This is a genomic window from Candidimonas humi, from assembly GCF_019166065.1.
GTDB lineage: Bacteria > Pseudomonadota > Gammaproteobacteria > Burkholderiales > Burkholderiaceae_B > Candidimonas > Candidimonas humi.
The window spans coordinates 667,799-685,821 of record NZ_JAHTBN010000003.1 but is presented as its reverse complement, the minus strand read 5'-3'; the positions used below and the strand labels follow the sequence as shown (position 1 = coordinate 685,821).

General features: G+C 65.7%; 18 protein-coding genes. 4 read left to right on the top strand and 14 right to left on the bottom strand.

From position 1 onward, the window contains the following. Window positions 1–4: 4 nt before the first annotated feature. Window positions 5–1,219 carry an ABC transporter substrate-binding protein gene (locus KVP10_RS10185; RefSeq protein WP_217964430.1) on the bottom strand — a complete coding sequence of 405 codons (1,215 nt, stop codon included), beginning with the start codon at window positions 1,217–1,219 and terminating at the stop codon, window positions 5–7. Between the two features lie 350 nt (window positions 1,220–1,569). On the opposite strand from KVP10_RS10185, the gene KVP10_RS10180 reads away from it, so the two are divergent. Next, window positions 1,570–2,493: a LysR family transcriptional regulator gene (locus KVP10_RS10180; protein ID WP_217964429.1), complete on the top strand. Its 924-nt coding sequence runs from the start codon at window positions 1,570–1,572 to the stop codon at window positions 2,491–2,493. Between the two features lie 77 nt (window positions 2,494–2,570). Here KVP10_RS10180 and lptF read toward each other — a convergent pair whose 3' ends face one another. Then, a complete protein-coding gene (lptF, locus tag KVP10_RS10175; RefSeq protein WP_217964428.1) occupies window positions 2,571–3,695 on the bottom strand; it encodes an LPS export ABC transporter permease LptF in 1,125 nt (374 codons plus the stop codon). Between the two features lie 66 nt (window positions 3,696–3,761). On the opposite strand from lptF, the gene KVP10_RS10170 reads away from it, so the two are divergent. The 3 genes from KVP10_RS10170 (at window position 3,762) to KVP10_RS10160 (ending at window position 6,736) form a co-directional block, all read left to right on the top strand. Further along, window positions 3,762–5,267: a leucyl aminopeptidase gene (locus KVP10_RS10170; RefSeq protein WP_217964427.1), complete on the top strand. Its 1,506-nt coding sequence runs from the start codon at window positions 3,762–3,764 to the stop codon at window positions 5,265–5,267. Between the two features lie 4 nt (window positions 5,268–5,271). Then, window positions 5,272–5,712, top strand: coding sequence for a DNA polymerase III subunit chi (locus tag KVP10_RS10165; protein WP_217964426.1), 441 nt, complete (start codon window positions 5,272–5,274; stop codon window positions 5,710–5,712). A gap of 310 nt (window positions 5,713–6,022) precedes the next feature. Continuing rightward, window positions 6,023–6,736 (top strand): Bax inhibitor-1/YccA family protein, encoded by a 714-nt coding sequence (locus KVP10_RS10160; protein WP_217964425.1) that lies wholly within the window; start codon window positions 6,023–6,025, stop codon window positions 6,734–6,736. Window positions 6,737–6,912: 176 nt separating this feature from the next. Here KVP10_RS10160 and rarD read toward each other — a convergent pair whose 3' ends face one another. From rarD to KVP10_RS10100, 12 genes are all read right to left on the bottom strand, one after another. Continuing rightward, window positions 6,913–7,815 (bottom strand): EamA family transporter RarD, encoded by a 903-nt coding sequence (gene rarD, locus KVP10_RS10155; protein WP_217964424.1) that lies wholly within the window; start codon window positions 7,813–7,815, stop codon window positions 6,913–6,915. Then, window positions 7,812–8,522: a PIN domain-containing protein gene (locus KVP10_RS10150; protein WP_217964423.1), complete on the bottom strand. Its 711-nt coding sequence runs from the start codon at window positions 8,520–8,522 to the stop codon at window positions 7,812–7,814. The genes rarD and KVP10_RS10150 overlap by 4 nt, the downstream gene beginning before the upstream one ends. Before the next feature lie 32 nt (window positions 8,523–8,554). Further along, on the bottom strand, window positions 8,555–9,148 hold the full coding sequence (gene recO, locus KVP10_RS10145; RefSeq protein WP_217964422.1) for a DNA repair protein RecO: 594 nt from the start codon (window positions 9,146–9,148) through the stop codon (window positions 8,555–8,557). Beyond that, a complete protein-coding gene (gene era / locus KVP10_RS10140; protein ID WP_217964421.1) occupies window positions 9,141–10,106 on the bottom strand; it encodes a GTPase Era in 966 nt (321 codons plus the stop codon). Before era ends, recO begins: the two co-directional genes overlap by 8 nt. Further along, entirely contained in the window at window positions 10,103–10,864 is a 762-nt protein-coding gene (gene rnc, locus KVP10_RS10135) for a ribonuclease III (RefSeq protein ID WP_217964420.1), read from the bottom strand. The genes era and rnc overlap by 4 nt, the downstream gene beginning before the upstream one ends. Before the next feature lie 7 nt (window positions 10,865–10,871). Continuing rightward, on the bottom strand, window positions 10,872–11,759 hold the full coding sequence (lepB, locus tag KVP10_RS10130; RefSeq protein WP_217964419.1) for a signal peptidase I: 888 nt from the start codon (window positions 11,757–11,759) through the stop codon (window positions 10,872–10,874). A gap of 137 nt (window positions 11,760–11,896) precedes the next feature. Continuing rightward, complete coding sequence (lepA, locus tag KVP10_RS10125; RefSeq protein ID WP_217964418.1) at window positions 11,897–13,690, bottom strand: translation elongation factor 4; 1,794 nt, start codon at window positions 13,688–13,690, stop codon at window positions 11,897–11,899. Window positions 13,691–13,804: 114 nt separating this feature from the next. Next, window positions 13,805–15,292, bottom strand: a complete 1,488-nt coding sequence (locus KVP10_RS10120; protein ID WP_217964417.1) for a DegQ family serine endoprotease — start codon at window positions 15,290–15,292, stop codon at window positions 13,805–13,807. Between the two features lie 15 nt (window positions 15,293–15,307). Then, window positions 15,308–16,366 carry a MucB/RseB C-terminal domain-containing protein gene (locus tag KVP10_RS10115; protein WP_217964416.1) on the bottom strand — a complete coding sequence of 353 codons (1,059 nt, stop codon included), beginning with the start codon at window positions 16,364–16,366 and terminating at the stop codon, window positions 15,308–15,310. After that, window positions 16,366–16,872 (bottom strand): sigma-E factor negative regulatory protein, encoded by a 507-nt coding sequence (locus KVP10_RS10110; RefSeq protein ID WP_217964415.1) that lies wholly within the window; start codon window positions 16,870–16,872, stop codon window positions 16,366–16,368. Before KVP10_RS10110 ends, KVP10_RS10115 begins: the two co-directional genes overlap by 1 nt. Window positions 16,873–16,882: 10 nt before the next feature. Then, entirely contained in the window at window positions 16,883–17,482 is a 600-nt protein-coding gene (gene rpoE, locus KVP10_RS10105; RefSeq protein WP_217964414.1) for an RNA polymerase sigma factor RpoE, read from the bottom strand. After that, complete coding sequence (locus tag KVP10_RS10100) at window positions 17,479–18,021, bottom strand: hypothetical protein (RefSeq protein WP_217964413.1); 543 nt, start codon at window positions 18,019–18,021, stop codon at window positions 17,479–17,481. The genes rpoE and KVP10_RS10100 overlap by 4 nt, the downstream gene beginning before the upstream one ends. Between the last annotated feature and the right edge of the window lie 2 nt (window positions 18,022–18,023).

The window sequence follows — 18,023 nt, the reverse complement described above, 5'->3', positions numbered from 1 at the left end:
AGAGTCAGCTCTTCTTCACGAGCGGGCAGGTCGATTGCGACAGCGGCTGGAACGCATCCTTGGCGGGTATCGTCGCCACCAGCTTGGAATAATCCCAGTCGTTCTTCGATTCGGCCGGCGTCTTGACCTCGTACAGATACATATCGTGTATTACGCGCCCGTCGGGGCGTATCGAGGCATGGTGCATGATCGGATCCTGGATGGGGATCTTGCGCATCTCGGCGGCAACCACGTCGCCCTTGGTCGAGCCCGACGCCGCCACGGCCTTCAGGTAATGCAGCACACTTGAATATACACCTGCCTGGGTCATGGTCGGCTTCAGGCCTTTATAGGCTTGGGCGAAACGCGCCGACCATTTGCGCGACGCATCGTCGAAATCCCAATAGAAGCCGTCCACATAGGTCAGGCCCTGGGCATTGGCCAGGCCCAGCGCGCGCAGGTCGGACAGGAACACCAGCAAGGCCACCAGGCGCTGGCCGCCCTTGACGATGCCGAACTGGCGCGCCTGCTTGATCGCGTTGACCGTGTCCTGGCCGCCATTGGCCAGCGCCACCACCTGCGCCTTCGAGCTTTGCGCCTGCAACAGGTAGGAAGCGAAATCGGAAGTGTTCAGCGGATGCAGCACGGAACCCACCACGGTGCCGCCCAGTTGCTTGACCATATCGGCCGCGCCCTTTTCCAGCGAGTGGCCGAACGCATAATCGACCGTCAGGAAATACCAGGACTTGCCGCCCTTGTGCACCGTAGCCTTGACCCCGCCCACCGACTGCGAATAGGTGTCGAACATCCAGTGAAAGCCCACCGGCGAGCAATTCTTGTTGGTCAGATCGGTCGTGGCAGGCCCGGAGAACATCGCCACCACATTTTTTTCCCTGGCCACGCCCTGCACCGCCAGCGCCACCGCCGAATTGGTCAGATCGGCCAGCGCGGTGACGCCGTCGCGGTCTATCCATTCGCGCGCCTTGGCGGCGCCCACATCGGCCTTGTTCTGGTTGTCGGCCGAGACCAGATCTATATGCATGCCCTTGCATTCGGCCTTCAGGCAGTCGTCTATGGCCATCTTCGCCGCCGCCACCGAGCCCGCGCCGCCCATCGAGGCATAGGGCCCGGACATGTCCGTGAGCACGCCGATCTTGACAGGGGGAATGGTCTTCGCCTGCGCGCCGGCCGCAAGGCCCAGGCACAGCGCCGCCGTCAATGACAGGGAAAATTTCTTCATGGGGAGTCTCCGTTGTAGTGTTATGGGCCTGGGATCTGTTCACAAAGGGGTGCCCCTTTTAGTGTGAACAAGCCCCAGGCAGCGGATACCGGCACACCGCCCTGGGCGGGAAGGCGCCGCGCCGCCGGGCCCGCCACTGGCGGGCCCGGCGTCCCGTCCGTCGATCCGTGGGCCGGCCGGACGGGATACAGGCGCAGTGTAGTTGTCTAAAAAACCTATGACTATGCAAATATTTGCACATTCCTTGCTAATATTTGCACAAGCAACGCGCGCCCTCGGGCCCGCCGGGCAGCCCGGCGGCCGGACGACAAGGGCGCCATGACGCCGGCCGCGACCGGCATCGGAGACCTATGCTGGATTGGGACGGCCTGCGCTATTTCCTCGAGGTGGCACGCACTCAGCGCGTCAGCGCAGCCGCTCTCAGGCTGGGCGTACAGCACAGCACGGTCTCGCGCCGCGTGCAGGCCCTGGAACAAAGCCTGGACACGGTGCTGTTCGACAAATCCAAGGCCAGCGGCTTCACCCTCACCGAAGACGGGCAGCGCCTGTTCGCCTATGCCGAGCAAATGGAAGGCGCGCTGCTGTCGGCCCGCGAAGAGCTCTCGGGCATCGGCCAGACATTGTCCGGGCACCTGCGCATAGGCTGCACCGAAGGCTTCGGCAACTACGTGCTGACGCCGCTCATGACCGACTTCCTGGGACGTTATCCGGAGCTCACCCTGGACATACTGCCGGTGCCGCGCTTCATCAGCCTGTCCAAGCGCGAGGCCGACCTGGCAATCGCCCTGGAACAGCCGCAGCGCGGGCCCTACATCTGCACCCGGCTCACCGACTACGAGCTCAGGCTCTACGGCACCCACACCTATCTCGAGCGTAGCGGCCCCATCCGCAGCCGGGCCGACCTGGCCGGCCACAGCTTCATAGGCTATGTGGAAGAGCTGGTGTTCAGCGACAGGCTGCGCTACCTGGAGGACGTCCTGCCCGGCAGCCGCGTGGTGTTCAAGAGCACCAGCGTCATCGCCCAATATCATGCGGCCCTGCGCGGCGGCGCGCTGGCCGTGCTGCCCTGCTTCATGGCGGCCCAGGACAGCCGCCTGCGGCCCGTGCTGGAAGACCAGGTGGTCATCACCCGCAGCTTCTGGATGTACTGCCACGAAGACCTGCGCCGCTCCAAGCGCGTCATGGCGCTATGGGACTACCTGAAGAAGGCGGTGCAGCTCAATGCGCCGCTGCTGCAGGGCCGCGCCGACCGGCTGCAATACCCGCAACCGTAGGAAGCGCGGCCCGGCGGCCGGGAATCGCGGCGCCGGACAGCAGGCCTGCGTGTCCGGCCCATGTGCACGAAGCTCGGCTAGCTTGCCGGTTCCGCGGGCAGCCCGGGATCCTTCGGCGCCTTGACGCGCAGCTTGCGCCACATCATGTAGACCATCAGCGCGGCGAACAGGACGTGCACCAGCCAGACCCCCACGCCGAAGCTGAGCTGGCCCTTGCCTATCCAGCCGCGGCAGAGATTGATCAGGTTCATGTACAGCAACGCCACCAGGCCGGCGATCAGCACGTCGCCCGAGCGCCCCAGGCGCGGGTTCACCGCGCCCAGCGGAATGGCCAGCAGCGCCAGGTTCAGCGCCGCCAGCGGCAGCGCCAGGCGCCACATCAGCTGCGAGCGCGCATCGTCTGTGTGGTCGCGCATCAGTTGATCGGTGGGCCGGGCCTTGATCTGGCGCTCCGCCATCTCGCGCGCCGCCTTGATCGAGCCCGCGTCGTTCTTGCTTTCCAGCCTGAACCCGTAGCGCTTGAAGTCGAACAGCCGCAGGTCCGGCTTGCCCGGCTTGAGATCGTAGCGGTGGCCCTGGCTCAGGATCAGGAAGCGGTCGCCGTCCGGCTCGGTCTCGACCCGCGCGCTGTCGGCCGAGATCACGCTCAGCCATTCCGGATCGATGACGCGGGCGATCACCTTGCCCAACTGGTCGCCCGGCTTGGTGGGGTCTTCGGCGAAGAACACCCGCTTGCCGTCCTCGGTCTCGATGAACTGCCCGGCCGTGACCTTGGACAGGTCGGAGCGCTGCTCGTAGCGCTGGCGGTACTCGGCGATCTGCCGGTAGGCCCAGGGCGATGCGGCCAGGGTCAGGATGGCGATGAGTATCGCTGCCGGCACTGCGCAGCGCAGCACCGGGAGCACCCAGTCCTTGAGCGACAGGCCGCTGGCGAACCACACCACCATCTCGGACTCGCGGAAATTGCGGGTGACGGCGGTGAGCACCGCGATGAACAGCGACACCGACAGGATCACGGGCAGGGCCGTGATGCTGGAAAACGCGGCCAGGCCCAGCACCACGTCGGCGCCGATATTGCCGTTGGCGGCCTCTCCGAGCAAGCGCACCAGCAGTACACTGAGCCATACGATCAGCAGCGTGGAAAACACCACGCCCGCATGGCTCATGATCTCGGAAACTACGGAACGCTTGAATAGAGACATGGGAAAATATGCGAGATAATCAACGGCATCCTGCAGGCAACCCGCAGCAATACTTGGAAAACGCGCATGGAATTTAGCACACTGACCACCGCATCACTGCACCAGATCAAGACCGCAGCCCTGGCTGTGGGCGTTTTTGCCGACGGCATGCTCACTCCCGCCGCCGACGTCATCGACCGTGCCAGCCATGGCGCCTTGCGCGAAGTGCTCAAGAAAGAATTCCTGGCCAAGGCCGGCACCCATCTGGCGCTGCGCAAACTCGAAGGCGTCAGCGCCAATCAGGTCATTTTAATCGGCCTGGGCAAACAAGACGCATATAACGCTTCCGTGCACGCCAAGGCCGAGCAGGTCTTCGCCAATTTCTGCGTGCAGGCCCGGATCGGCGAGGCGGTGTCCACGCTCGCGGCCACGGAATGCCCCGCTGCCGGCCTGGCGCAACGCGCCCAGGCCGCCGCCGCGGCCGCCGGCCAGGCCGCCTACCGCTACGACGCCACCTTCAGCAAGCGCGAACGCGACGACGCCCCGCGCCTCAAGAAATTCGCGCTGTCGGTGACGCGCGCCCAGGCCGCCGAGACTCAACGCGGCCTGCGCAACGGCGCCGCCATCGCGCAAGGCGCGAACCTGGCGCGCGAACTGGGCAATTTGCCCGCCAACGTCTGCACGCCCACCTACCTGGGCGACGTGGCCCGCAAGCTGGCCCGCGAATTCAAGAGCCTCAAGGCCGAAGTGCTCGAACGCAAGCAGATCGAGGCCCTGAAAATGGGCTCCTTCCTGTCGGTCGCGCGCGGCTCGTACGAACCGCCGGCCTTCATCATCCTCAAGCACACGCCGCCGGGCGCCAAAGGTGCGGGCAAATCGCGCAAGGCCCCGATCGTGCTGGTGGGCAAGGGCATCACCTTCGATGCCGGCGGCATCTCGCTCAAGCCCGCGGCCAACATGGACGAAATGAAATACGATATGTGCGGCGCTGCCAGCGTGCTCGGCACCCTGCGCGCCGTGGCCGAAATCGGCCTCGAGCAGGAAGTCATAGGCCTGATCCCTTCCTGCGAGAACCTGCCCAGCGGCCGCGCCAACAAGCCGGGCGACGTGGTCACCAGCATGTCGGGCCAGACCATAGAAATCCTCAACACCGACGCCGAAGGCCGCCTGGTGCTGTGCGACGCGCTGACCTACGCCGAACGCTACAAGCCCGCGGCCGTCATCGACATCGCCACGCTTACCGGCGCCTGCATCATCGCCCTGGGTCACGTCAACTCGGGCCTGTTCAGCAAGGACGATGCGCTGGCCGACAGCCTGCTGCAGGCCGGCCGCCAGGCCAACGACACCGCCTGGCGCCTGCCACTCGAAGACGCCTACCAGGAACAACTGCAATCGAACTTCGCCGACATCGCCAATATCGGCGGCCGGCCCGCGGGTTCGGTCACGGCGGCCTGCTTCCTGTCGCGCTTCACGGGCGCCTACCCCTGGGCGCACCTGGACATCGCCGGCACCGCCTGGCGCAGCGGCAAGGACAAGGGCGGCACCGGCCGTCCCGTGCCGCTGCTGGTCCAGTACCTGCTGAACCAGGCCTAGGCCGATGGCGCGGGTGGATTTCGCCTTCGGCGCGCCGGACCGCCTGCGCATGGCATGCACCGTGGCGCAGCGGCATTACGCGGCCGGGCGGGCCCTGGTGGTATACAGCCGCGACGCGCAGACGCTGGCGCGCATCGACCGCCTGCTCTGGAGCTTCGAGCCCGTCGCATTCCTGCCCCACGTGGCGGCAGGCGATCCGCTCGCGGCCTCCACGCCCGTGTGGCTGGCCGACGAGGTGCCGGCGACGCCGCCGTCCGGCGACGCCCTGCCCGCCTGGCTCATCAACCTCGACGCCGACTGTCCGCCCGGCATCCAGGCCTACGAACGTGTGCTGGAAATCGTCTCGGACGACCCCGACGACCGGCAGGCGGCACGTACGCGCTGGCGTGCCTACCAGGCCGCGGGGCACGAGCTGCACGCCCACGACGTCTCGGGCCGCGCCTGAACGCCCCGCAGCGCCCTGGCGGCGCCCGGGCTCGCCCGCCAAGGAACCAAGTACGACGGAAGCCGTCTAAATCATCAAGGGCGGGGACGGCGCACGCGCGCCTCGCGACCGGTAGCCCGCCGGTTCGCAGCCGATGCCTGTCGGCCGTCTCCCGGCCCCCCTGCGTTCTTTTCCGGACCGCCTCTTACCGGGCGGTCTCTTGATAATTCAGTTATTTGTAAGCTATTCTATAGCCTATAGGTTGTAGACTACGAGGTTGGCGTGGCGGCACACCGCCGCCCGCGCCCAGCCTCCCACAAAAGGATTCACCATGAGCGATTTTCGGCAAGCCCCCCTTCCCTCCCGCAGCGGCTATACCGCCGCCCCGGGCGAAGTCGTGCGCAACCGGGTGTTGCGCAACACCTACTGGCTCCTGACGCTGTCACTCATACCCACCGTGCTCGGCGCGCTGGTGGGGCTGTACACCGGCGTCAACCAGAGCATGGGGGCCAACCCGGGCACCAGCGCCATCATCTTCCTGATCGGCGCCTTCGGCCTCATGTTCCTCATCGAACGCAACAAGAACAGCTCGCTGGGCGTGGCCCTGCTGCTGGCCTTCACGTTCTTCATGGGCATCATGCTGTCGCGCCTGCTCGGCGCGGTCATGGGCCTGGCCAACGGCACCCAGCTCATCATGCTGGCCTTCGGCGGCACCGCCGTGGTGTTCGGCGCCATGGCCAGCATCGCCAGCACCACCAAGCGCGACTTCTCGCACCTGCAGAAATTCCTCTTCATCGGCGCAGTGGTGCTGATCGTCGCCTCGCTGGCCAATATCTTCCTGCATCTGCCGGCTCTGATGCTGACCATCTCGGTCATGGCCATCGTCATCTTCTCGGCCTTCCTGCTGGTCGACCTGCAGCGCGTGATCAACGGCGGCGAAACCAACTACGTCAGCGCCACGCTCGCCATCTATCTCGACCTGTACAACGTGTTCGTCAACCTGCTCATGCTGCTGGGCGTGCTGGGCGGCAACAACCGCAACTAGGCACGAAGCCCGCCGGGGCGCGCCGCCAGCCGGCGGCCGCCCCCCAAAAATCCAGAAGCCCGCGCGTCGCGGGCTTCTTCGTTTCCAGGGCAGGCCTTTCGTGGCCCCGCAGCCGGACAAGACATGTTGTTGCCCCCGTGCCCGGCAGCCGTGGCACGGCACGCTGCCGGCTCAAGTTACTGCCTCAGGCCCGCCCGTCGCGCCTCCCGCAGCCACAGCAGCGCCCCCTCGCCGGCGATGAGCAGCACCGCCACCCAGATAGGGATGTAGGTCCACCAGGCGTCGGCGGCCATGGGCTCTCCCAGGAACAGGAAAGCCACCCAGAACAGCAGCACCGGCTCCACATAGCCCAGGATCCCGAACAGCGCCAGAGGCAGCATGCGGCTGGCCGACAGATAGCAGACCAGCGCGACGGAACTGAGCCCGCCCAGCAGCGGAATCAGGCCCAGCAGCCGCGGCGCCGTCGCCAACTGGTGCCACAGGCTCGGCTGCTGGGTAGCGATCACGAGCAAGGCCGGCGGGGCCAGCAACAGCATGTCGCACCACAAGCCGGCCAAGGATCCCAGGCGTATCTTGCGTCTCAGCATGAAATACGGCGGATAGCCGAACATCACCAGGGCAGTGGCCCAGGAAAAAGTGCCCAGGCGCAGCACTTCGTGCACCACGCCCGCGGCGGCGGCGGCGACCGCCAGCCATTGCACGCGGCTGAGCCGCTCGCCATAGAAGAAGCGCCCCACCACCACCATGCACAGCGGCAGCAGGAAGTAGCCCAGCGACACGTCCAGGGCCTTGCGATGCAGCGGCGCCCAGGTGAAGAGCCAGAGCTGCACGCCGAGCAGCGCAGCGCTGACGACCAGCGCCGCGCCGTAGCGCCATTGCGTCCGGGCGCGCCGGGCGCAACGAACCACCTCGCCCCAGGCGCGGCCGCGCGAAATCAGCAGGGCCAGGAAAGGCAGCGCCAGCAGCACTCGCCAGGCGAAGATTTCCGTGCCTGTGACCGGCGGCAGGATCGTCGAGTAGTAGTACAGCACCGCGAACAGGCCCGACGAGGCGACCGACAAGGCTATGCCCTGCTTCATGACGGACGGCTCCCGGTCTCTGCCTGCCGGACATGCAGGCGCCACAGCTTGCGCAAGCGGTACAGGCGTTCGCGTCCCAGCACTTCGTCCAGCGTAGCCGCGCCTTCGATCTGCGCGAGCTCTTGCGCCAGTTCTTCCAGGCCGCGGCGCAGCGGCTCGCCCCAGGCCGCCCAGCACAGCTCCAGATAGCGGTCGGGTTCGTACAATTGCAGCCCCAGGCCGCGCAGTTCCCGGCGATCGAAGTCTTTGATGTTGCGGGTCAGGACGGCGGCGGGCTGCCCGGGCCAGCGGGCCAGCGCGGCGCGGCCCGCGGCAACCACGTGCCAGTCCTTGGGGTCGCTGTAGCGCAGGCCCTGCTTGTAGGCGCCCACCTCGCCCAGGTCGGCCAGGGGAAAGGAGAGCTGCAAGGCCTCCCATTGCGCCGCCACGTCGTCCGCAGGCACGTCCCACAGGCGTGCCGCGTTGCGCCGCCACTCCTCGCCGATCACCCGGCTCCAGGCCGGCTGCAGGCGCCCCTCGCCGGCCAGGTGCAGCAGCAGCCGGCGCAGCACGCTGGAAATCAGCACGCAGGTGTCCAGCACCACCACGGCAGGCACCGGCCCGGCGCCGCCGGAGGCTGCTGCTGCCGTTGCCGACACCGCCGGGGCGGCCGGCTCGCCCGGGGCCGGCACGGACGCGGCCTGCCGCGCATGATCGTCGGATGGCATATCGGAGACTGGGGACCAGGGCATCGCCGGCATCAATAGCGCTGCAACTCCATCAGCACCTTGCGGGTCTGCAAGGGCCGGCCGGCCAGTTGCTCGTCGAGCCGCTCGCGCAGCATGGCACGCAGGCGGGGCTCGCTGCGCGCGTCCTCGAAATCGGGCTCGGGTGCGTCGATGCCGTAGCCCGTTTCCTGCAGCAAGATCCACTCGAAGCGGCGCAGCGCGCCGGCTGCGGGCGAGCCCTGAGCCAGCAGATCGAGGGCGGCGTCGTAAGCGCCGAACAGGACCGGATGCGGATCTTCGCGGGGCAACAGGCGCAGCAGCAGTTCGTTCATGTACCAGGCCGACATGTGGGCGCGCCCCGACAGCGGCCGCACGCCCGCGCATTCGGCGCGCGTCAGGGTCTTGACCTCGCCGGCTCCGCTCCAGGACAGGTCCAGCGGCTGGAACATGGACAGCACCGGGCGCAGCACCGAATACGGCCGCTTGGCGCCCTTGGCCACCAGCGCCACGCAGCCGTGGTCGCAGGTGAATGCCTGCAGAATCAAAGAAGTCTCGCGCCAGGGCGCCGTGTGCAAGAGATAGCCCGCGGCCTCTTGCACCCGCGCGCCGCGGGTACCGCTACTCATAGCCCAGTTCGCGCAGCGCCCCTTCGCGGTCGGACCAGCCCTTGCGCACCTTGATGTAGACCTCGAGGTGCACCGGCTTCTCGAGCAGGCGCTCGATGTCCTGGCGCGCCTCGCTGGCGATGCGCTTCATGTGCGCGCCGCCCGCGCCCAGCAATATGGGCTTGTGGCTGTCCCGTTCGACCACCACGCAGGCCGCGACCCGGGCGCCCTTGTCGGTTTCTTCCCACTGCTCGATGACGACGGTGCAGCCATAAGGCAGCTCGTCGCCGACCAGGCGGAATATTTTCTCGCGCAGCAGCTCGGCGGCGATGAAGCGCAGCGGCCGGTCGGTGAGCGTGTCGGCCTCGAACATGGCCTCGCCTTCCGGCAGGCGGGCGGCGATCTCGTCCAGCAGATTATCCAGTTGCACCCCGCGCAGCGCGCTGACCGGCACCACGGCGTCGTAGGGGTATTGGGCCATGATCTTGCCCACGTAGGCGAACATCTCGTTCTTGTCGCGCAGGGCGTCCACCTTGTTGACCGCCAGGATGGCACGGCGGCCCTTGGGCAGCAGCGGCACGAGCTGGGCATCGCCCGCCGACCACTTGCCGGCCTCGACCACATGCACCACCACGTCCACCTCGGCCAGCGCCTGGGTCACCACGCGGTTCATCATGCGGTTCATGGCGCCGCCGTGGCGCGTCTGGAAGCCGGGGGTATCGACGAAAATGAACTGTTCGTGATCGCGCGTCAGCACCCCGTGGATGCGGTGGCGCGTGGTCTGGGCCTTGCGCGAGACGATCGATATCTTGCTGCCTATCAGCGCATTGGCCAGCGTGGACTTGCCCACATTGGGCCGGCCCACGATCGCCACGAAGCCGCAACGGAACGCTGCCTCTGCGGGCGCGGAGGACGGTCCGTCTTCCCGCTGCGCGGGATCCGTCCCGTGCGCGGGCGCGTGTACGTCGTCTTTTTTCATGTGCTGCTTTCCTGCGACACGGCCACGGGCAGCGAGAGCTGCGCCGACTTGCGCGGGCGGCGGCGCGTGCCCTTGCCCGGGCCCTGGGCCTCGATCGCAGCGATCGCCAAGGTGGCGGCGGACTGCTCGGCGGCGCGGCGGCTGGTGCCGCCGGCAAGCACCTTGACTTCGAGCTTGGGAATGGCGCACTCGACCTCGAAGGTCTGATTGTGCGCCGCACCATGCGTGGCGACCACGGTATATACCGGCAGCGCGATCCGGCGGCCCTGCAGCAATTCCTGCAGCAAAGTCTTGGGGTCTTTGCCCAGGGTCTTGGGATCTACGTGGACCAGGATCGGCGCGTACTGCCGTGCGATCACTTTGTGCGCCGCATCAAAACCGGAGTCGAGGAACACCGCGCCGAAAACCGCCTCGAGCGCGTCGGCCAGGATCGAAGGCCGGCGAAAGCCGCCGCTCTTGAGTTCGCCCTCGCCCAGCCGCAGGTATTGCGACAACGAGAGCTTCTGGGCGATATCGGCCAGCGAGGCCTGCTTGACCAAGTTGGCGCGCAGGCGCGACAAGTCGCCTTCGTCGATGCGCGCAAAGCGCTTGAACAGCAAGGCCGCGACGGTGAAATTCAACACCGAGTCGCCGAGGAATTCCAGGCGCTCGTTGTGGCGTGCGCTGTGGCTGCGGTGAGTCACGGCCTGCTCGAGCAGCGAAATGTCCTGGAAGGTGTAATCCAGGGCCGATTCGAGAGAGGCTAGACTGCTGGTCATCTGAAAACTAGTGAAAAAAGCCTATGCGGCTGGGCTTGCCGAAATTCATCCAGATGAAAAACGCGCGCCCGACGATGTTGCGGTCGGGGACGAAGCCCCAATAGCGGCTGTCCAGGCTATTGTCGCGGTTGTCGCCCATCATGAAGTAATGGCCCGGGGGCACCGTACAGCGCACCCCGTTGACCAAGTATTGGCAATTGTTACGGTAAGGATAATCCGAAATCGGCATAAAGTCTTGGGGGGCTTCCTTGTTCAGCAATATGCTGTGGCTGACCGTCCCCAATTGTTCAGTGTAGCGCCCGACATAGGCGGAGCGGTCCGGCTCGAAGTAGTCGCCGTCGCGCACATGTGCCACCACCTTGCCGTTGATCGACAGCACTTTGTTCTGGTAGAACACCACGTCTCCAGGCAGGCCTACCACGCGCTTGATGTAGTCCACGCTGGGGTCTACAGGATAGCGGAACACCATGACATCGCCGCGCTTGGGCGAGCCGATGTCGATGACCTTCTTGTCGATGACGGGCAGGCGTATGCCGTACTGGAACTTGTTGACCAGGATCAGGTCGCCGTCTTCCAGCGTGGGCAGCATCGATCCCGAGGGAATGCGAAAGGGCTCCACCACGAAAGAGCGCAGCACGAATACGAACAGTATCACCGGGAAAAAGCTGACCGAATACTCCACCCACCAGGAAGGCCGCAAGGCCTTGTCGCGCGCCTCCTGGCGCAGGCGCTCGGCAGCCTGCGCGTCCATGCCGTCGGCGGCATACTGGACGTTGGCCACGGCCTGCTCGGCGGCAGCGCGGCGCCGCGCGCGCAGCACGAATATGTCCAGGCACCAGACCAGGCCGGTGATGACCAGCAGCACGAAAAGAATCAGCGCAAAATCCCAGCTCATACCAAACATATCGTCCTCGTTGATTTCTTATACGGTTTCGTACTCATGAAGCCAGCCTGGCGCCCGGCCGCGTACAGCACGGCCGGCGCCGCGGGACGCGGCAACGCGCCGGCCTTCTCCATGGTCGCGCATCCGCATTATTTGTCTTCGACCTGCAGGATCGCCAGGAACGCCTCCTGGGGGATTTCGACGCTGCCGACCTGCTTCATGCGCTTCTTGCCCGCCTTCTGCTTTTCCAGCAGCTTCTTCTTGCGGGTGATGTCGCCGCCATAGCACTTGGCCAGCACGTTCTTGCGCAGCGCCTTGACGTTCTCGCGGGCGATGACTTCGGCGCCTATGGCCGCCTGGATGGCGACGTCGAACATCTGCCGCGGAATCAGCCCGCGCATCTTCGAGACTACCTCGCGCCCGCGATAGCGGGCATTGGCGCGATGCACGATCATGGAAAGCGCGTCCACCCGGTCGCCGTTGATGAGCAAATCGACCCGCACCACATCGGCGGCACGGTATTCCTTGAACTCGTAGTCCATCGAGGCGTAGCCGCGCGACACCGACTTCAGTTTGTCGAAGAAATCGAGCACGATCTCGGCTAGCGGGATCTCGTAGGTGAGGTGCACTTGCCGGCCGTGATAGGCCATGTTGATCTGCACGCCGCGCTTGTTGGTGCACAGAGACATTACCGGGCCGACATATTCCTGCGGCATGAACAAGGTGACGCTGACGATAGGCTCGCGGATCTCGGCGATCTGCCCGACCTCGGGCATGCGCGAGGGGCTTTCGATCATCAGTTCCGTGCCGTCGCGCTGCACCACCTCGTACACCACCGAGGGCGCGGTGGTGATGATGTCCATGTCGAACTCGCGCTCCAGGCGCTCTTGCACGATCTCCATGTGCAGCAGGCCGAGAAAGCCGCAGCGAAAGCCGAAGCCCAGGGCCTGCGACACCTCGGGCTCGAACATCAGCGAGGAATCGTTGAGCTTCAGTTTTTCCAGGGAATCGCGCAACTGGTCGTATTCGCTGCTCTCGACCGGATACAGGCCGGCGAAAACCTGCGGCTTGACTTCCTTGAAGCCGGGCAGCGCCTGCGAGGCCGGCCGCGCCGCCAAGGTCAAGGTGTCGCCGACCTTGGCATGCTCGAGTTCCTTGATGCCGGCGATCACGAAGCCCACCTCGCCGGCGCTCATTTCCTTGCGCGCCTCGGACTTGGGCGTGAACACCCCGATCTGCTCGCACAAGTGGGTGGCCCCGGTGGCCATCAGCAGCAGCTTGTCCTTGGGACGCAGGGTGCCGTTGACCAGGCGCACCAGCATCACCACGCCCACGTAGTTGTCGAACCAGGAATCGATGATCAGCGCCTGCAGCGGCGCGGCGGCGTCGCCCCGCGGCGCCGGCACCCGCGCGACGATCTGCTCGAGGATCTCGTCGATGCCCATGCCGGTCTTGGCGCTGGCCAGCACCGCGTCGGAGGCGTCGATGCCGATCACGTCCTCGACTTCCTGGCGCGCGGCGTCCGGGTCGGCCGAGGGCAGGTCCATCTTGTTCAGCACCGGGATGACTTCCACGCCCAGTTCGATGGCGGTGTAGCAATTGGCCACGGTCTGCGCTTCCACCCCCTGCGAGGCGTCGACCACCAGCAAGGCGCCTTCGCAGGCCGACAGCGAACGGCTGACTTCATAGGAGAAGTCGACGTGCCCCGGGGTGTCGATGAGGTTCAGCGCGTAGACGCGGCCGTCATGAGCCTTGTATTGCAGCGCCGCCGTCTGGGCCTTGATGGTAATGCCCCGCTCGCGCTCGATATCCATGGAATCGAGCACTTGCGAGGACATTTCGCGGTCGGCCAGCCCTCCGCAACGTTGGATCAGGCGGTCGGCCAGGGTGGATTTGCCGTGATCTATGTGGGCGATTATCGAAAAGTTGCGGATATGATCCATAAACCGGGAAAACTCGCGGGCAGCGGGCAAAGATTGTGACGAAGCAAAAAAAGGAGCGCATAGAGTTGCGCTCCTCGGCGATCCCGCCATTTTAGCCGTTTCCGGCAACTACGCTCATTTTCCGGGCACTATGGTGACCCATTGGGTCTGGTCGCCGCGCAAAACCAGCAGCGCCGCCGTCTGGCCACTCTTCAGGTGCGACACCAGCTTGGCGAACTGCTCGGGGCCGGTGACGTCCTCGTTGTTGACGGTCAGGATGATGTCGCCCACGTTCAGGCCTGCCGTGGCCGCGGGCTCTTCGACCGCGGTAACCTGCACGCCGCCCTTGAGCTGGTCTTTGCTGCGCACGTCGGCCGGCACCGCCTTGACCTTCAGGCCCAGGGAATCGCTAGGCACGGCCTTGGGCTCTTCCTGGCTGGACTTGGCCTTGCTCGGCGTGGCGGGCATTTCGCCTACCTTGACGTTCAGGGTGACGGTCTTGCCCTTGCGCCAGACATCCATGGCCACGCGGGTGCCGGGCTGAGTCGAGCCGACCATGCGAGGCAGATCCGTCCAGTGCGCAATGTTCTTGCCGCCGAAGCGGGTGATGACATCGCCAGGCTGGACGCCGGCGTCGGCGGCGGGGCTGCTGCGTTCCACATTGCTGACCATGGCGCCTTCGGCCTTGCTCAGGCCTATGGCCTTGGCGACGTCGTCGCTGACCTGGCCGATCTGCACGCCTATGCGTCCGCGCGTCACTTTGCCGTGGGCCTTCAATTGCTCGACCACGCGCATGACCTCATCGATCGGAATGGCCAGGGAAATCCCCATGAAGCCCCCGCTTTGCGAGATGATTTGCGAGTTGATCCCGACCACCTGGCCAGCCAGGTTGATCAGCGGGCCGCCGGAATTGCCGGGATTGACCGCCACGTCGGTCTGAATGAAGGGCAGGTAATCGCCGGTGTCGCGGTTGATGGCGCTGACGATGCCGGCCGTGACGGTGGAATCCAGGCCGAAAGGCGAGCCGATGGCCAGCACCCACTGCCCTTTCTTGAGCTGGTCCGAATCGCCGATCTGCAGCGGCGGCATGTCCTTGGCGTCGATCTTGATCAGCGCGATGTCGGTGCGCGGATCGGTGCCTATCACCTTGGCCTTGTATTCCTTGCCGTTGGTGAGCGTCACGAAAATGCCGTTGGAATCGGCCACCACGTGGTTATTGGTCAGGATATAGCCGTCGGAAGAAATGAAGAAGCCCGAACCAACGCCGCGCGGGACGGTGCGTTCTTTCTGCTTGGAGCTGGAGTTGGGCATTTTGTGCTGGCGCGGCGGCGGCATGCCGGGCATCTGGAAGTCGGGCCCGAAGAACCAGCGGAACATGTCATAGGGGTCGTTGCTGTCGGGGCCCATGCCCTGGGGACGAACCGGCACGGCCTCGGTCGTGCGTATATTGACCACCGATTTTTCGGTCTTGGCCACCACGGAAGTGAAATCGGGCAGCGCCAGCGTCGGTGCCGTCGGCTGGGCCTGCGCCGGACCCGCGGCGGAAAATGCCAGCAGCGCGGAAAGCGATGCCGATGCCATTATTCGTCTGATTCTACGGTCGGCTGCTAATGTGGAAAGCATCATAAGACTCCTTGTCTATCGAGGTTGAGGAGCAATCAACGGCACGTATTCGGTGCGCTGCGCGATGTCGCGCAACGTATCCACCGGCACCTCGCCTATGGCGGTGAGCCAGTGGTCGCCGATTCTCGTGCCAAAAATATTCATTGCTCCCTTGTGCACGGCCCCTTTGGGCGGAACCGCGTCGTGCGCGGGGCCCATGGGCTCGATGAACACCGAAATGGCCGCCAGCCCGTCGGACAGCACCAACTGGCTGACCTGCCGGCCCGCCCGCATGGAGCGTGTGACTTGCGTCACGGCCTGAAACCCCGGCGGCGCGGGAATGCGCCAGCCTTGCTTGGACAGATCCACGGGCTCGACCGATGCCTGATGCACCCGCCATCCCTGGGTCTTCCAGTGTGAATTCAATTCGTCGGCGGAGATGCCGGGGCCGACGTGCAGCGACGTGAACGACACCTGGTCGATCACCCCGTGGTGAGGGTCCAGCGTCTGGGCCTTGAGCAGCAGACTGGTGGCCGTATCGGTGCACAACCTGTAGCCGTAGCGCGCCGCATCGCGCGGGCGCAGTTCCAGCATATTGCATTCGCGTCCGGCCACGCGCGACTCATGCCCGTCCCGGGTCAGAGTGTAATGCGCCGGAATCGACTTGCCATCGCCCAGCAGCACGCCGGGAAACCGGTCGCCGCGGCGCGGCAGGATGACGATGAGCTTTTTTTCCGGGATCAGGTACTGCACCTGTTCATTGTGCCGGATGAACTCGCGCGGCGGGCCGTCCAGCGTATCGAGCAACTCGCGCTCGCCGGTGCCGTCGACCATGTGCACCACCCGCGTGGACTGCAGCAGCGCGCCTTCCTGGTAGGTGAATACGCCGGCATAGTCATTGGTTCGTGCCGCGTCCTGCACCTTTTGCAGCACGGCGACTATGGAATCTGCGGCGTCGGCCGGCGCTTCGGCCCGGGCGCAAGTGCCGGCCAGAGCCCCGGCCAGCGCCACCAGCAGCGGCAGGCAATGGCGCCGGGCCGTGGCCCGGTGCGCGCCTCGCCAGGCGCCTTGGGGAAGATGAACGGCATCCCTCATCAGCGCGCGTCTCCCGCATCGAAGGAGACCTGGCGCACCGGGCCGACCCCGGCTATCTGGCTATGGGCCGCGAGATAGTCGCGCAGGCTGGCATCGTCGCCGGCGCTGGCCACCACCTGGGTCGAGGCCGCCTGCTGCGCAGCCCCGCCTCCGCTGAAATACGGCAGCGCCACCCAGGCCACGGAAGCCACCGCGGCGGCTACAGCGAGCCCCGACAGCCCCAGCCGCACCGAAGTGTAACGGCGGCGCTGCGGCGCCACGATGGAAGGCTCGGCATCGAGCGCCTTGGACAGGCGCGCATAGAACAGATCGGACGGCTTGACCGCCAGCTCTTCGCTGCGCAGCACATCGCCGATGAGATGATAGGTATCCCACACCTGGCGCCCATAAGGAGAATCCAGGTCTTCGGGGCGGATATCGCCGTTTTCGCCGTCCATCCATACCGAAACGGAGGATTCCCAGGAAAGCTGCTCTTCGTCCCGCAGGGTTTTAGCCACGACTTGCATGTTGATCTCCTTACCAGCGGCGCTCGGCATCGTTGCCCAGAACGGGGCGCAATTGGGCTGCGATGGCTTCGCGGGCACGGAAAATGCGCGAACGCACTGTCCCGATGGGACAGTCCATGCTCTGGGCGATATCTTCGTAGCTCATACCTTCTATTTCACGTAACACGATAGCCGTACGCAATTCCTCCGGTAAAGCATCGATGGCCGCATTGACCGTGTCGACGATCTGGCGGCTTGCCATCATGGATTCCGGCGTACTGATATCGGTTAGGTTGTCGATTTGACTAAAAGTTTCACCATCTTCGGTTTCAATTACGCTGGGCGCGCTGGGCCGGCGGCCATTGGCGGCCTGCCAGTTGCGCGCCGTATTGATGGCGATGCGGTACAGCCAGGTGTAAAAAGCGCTGTCGCCACGGAATTGCGGCAAGGCCCGGTAGGCCTTGATGAAGGCCTCCTGGGCGACGTCCTCGACCTCGCCGGGCTCGCGTATCATGCGCGACAGCAGGCGCATGATCTTGCGCTGGTACTTCAGGACCAGCAGATCGAAGGCGCGCTTGTCGCCGCGCTGCACGCGCTGGACCAGCTCGGCATCCACATCGCGTTCGCTCATGGGGCGGCGCTCCTGGCCAGGACGGCCGGCCGCGCCGGCAGGCCGGCGATCGCAACCCGCAAACGGCGCCAGCCTTCGGCCGGCACGGCGGATTTCCAGACGGTCAATTCAAGCATGTTTTCCTTTGAAACGGGGGCACGGCCGAAGCGCAAGAACGCTGCCGCGCCCTGCCATGCCGGCGGCTTTGCGCCCTGTTCTCTGTCGATGGCGGGCCCGCCCGACCCCGACGGCGAGGAAGCCGCGAAGCGCAGGCTCACCCAGCCGCAGGCCGGCCAGACGCGCAATAAGCGCAGCCGGCGCCGCTCGGTGCCGCACTGCAACATCCAGCCGTGTACAGGATCCAGCTCGAGACAGGCGCGGCGGTATGCGCCGCGCCCGGGCCGGCGCGCGCAAAGCCAGGCGACGGCCGCCGACAAGCCGACGGCGGCATAGGGCCCGCAGGCCAGCCACAAGGACAGGAAGGCCGCCACGCCCAGGCCCGAGGCCGCCAACGCCGCCCAAAGAGGGAGGCGCAGCGGCCATCGTTGCGTAGGGATCACGG

Coding starts and splice junctions, on each gene's coding strand:
- KVP10_RS10185 (WP_217964430.1), bottom strand. CDS start 1,219: ATGAAGAAATTTTCCCTGTCATTGACGGCGGCGCTGTGCCTGGGCCTT.
- KVP10_RS10180 (WP_217964429.1), top strand. CDS start 1,570: ATGCTGGATTGGGACGGCCTGCGCTATTTCCTCGAGGTGGCACGCACT.
- lptF (WP_217964428.1), bottom strand. CDS start 3,695: ATGTCTCTATTCAAGCGTTCCGTAGTTTCCGAGATCATGAGCCATGCG.
- KVP10_RS10170 (WP_217964427.1), top strand. CDS start 3,762: ATGGAATTTAGCACACTGACCACCGCATCACTGCACCAGATCAAGACC.
- KVP10_RS10165 (WP_217964426.1), top strand. CDS start 5,272: ATGGCGCGGGTGGATTTCGCCTTCGGCGCGCCGGACCGCCTGCGCATG.
- KVP10_RS10160 (WP_217964425.1), top strand. CDS start 6,023: ATGAGCGATTTTCGGCAAGCCCCCCTTCCCTCCCGCAGCGGCTATACC.
- rarD (WP_217964424.1), bottom strand. CDS start 7,815: ATGAAGCAGGGCATAGCCTTGTCGGTCGCCTCGTCGGGCCTGTTCGCG.
- KVP10_RS10150 (WP_217964423.1), bottom strand. CDS start 8,522: ATGCCATCCGACGATCATGCGCGGCAGGCCGCGTCCGTGCCGGCCCCG.
- recO (WP_217964422.1), bottom strand. CDS start 9,148: ATGAGTAGCGGTACCCGCGGCGCGCGGGTGCAAGAGGCCGCGGGCTAT.
- era (WP_217964421.1), bottom strand. CDS start 10,106: ATGAAAAAAGACGACGTACACGCGCCCGCGCACGGGACGGATCCCGCG.
- rnc (WP_217964420.1), bottom strand. CDS start 10,864: ATGACCAGCAGTCTAGCCTCTCTCGAATCGGCCCTGGATTACACCTTC.
- lepB (WP_217964419.1), bottom strand. CDS start 11,759: ATGAGCTGGGATTTTGCGCTGATTCTTTTCGTGCTGCTGGTCATCACC.
- lepA (WP_217964418.1), bottom strand. CDS start 13,690: ATGGATCATATCCGCAACTTTTCGATAATCGCCCACATAGATCACGGC.
- KVP10_RS10120 (WP_217964417.1), bottom strand. CDS start 15,292: ATGCTTTCCACATTAGCAGCCGACCGTAGAATCAGACGAATAATGGCA.
- KVP10_RS10115 (WP_217964416.1), bottom strand. CDS start 16,366: ATGAGGGATGCCGTTCATCTTCCCCAAGGCGCCTGGCGAGGCGCGCAC.
- KVP10_RS10110 (WP_217964415.1), bottom strand. CDS start 16,872: ATGCAAGTCGTGGCTAAAACCCTGCGGGACGAAGAGCAGCTTTCCTGG.
- rpoE (WP_217964414.1), bottom strand. CDS start 17,482: ATGAGCGAACGCGATGTGGATGCCGAGCTGGTCCAGCGCGTGCAGCGC.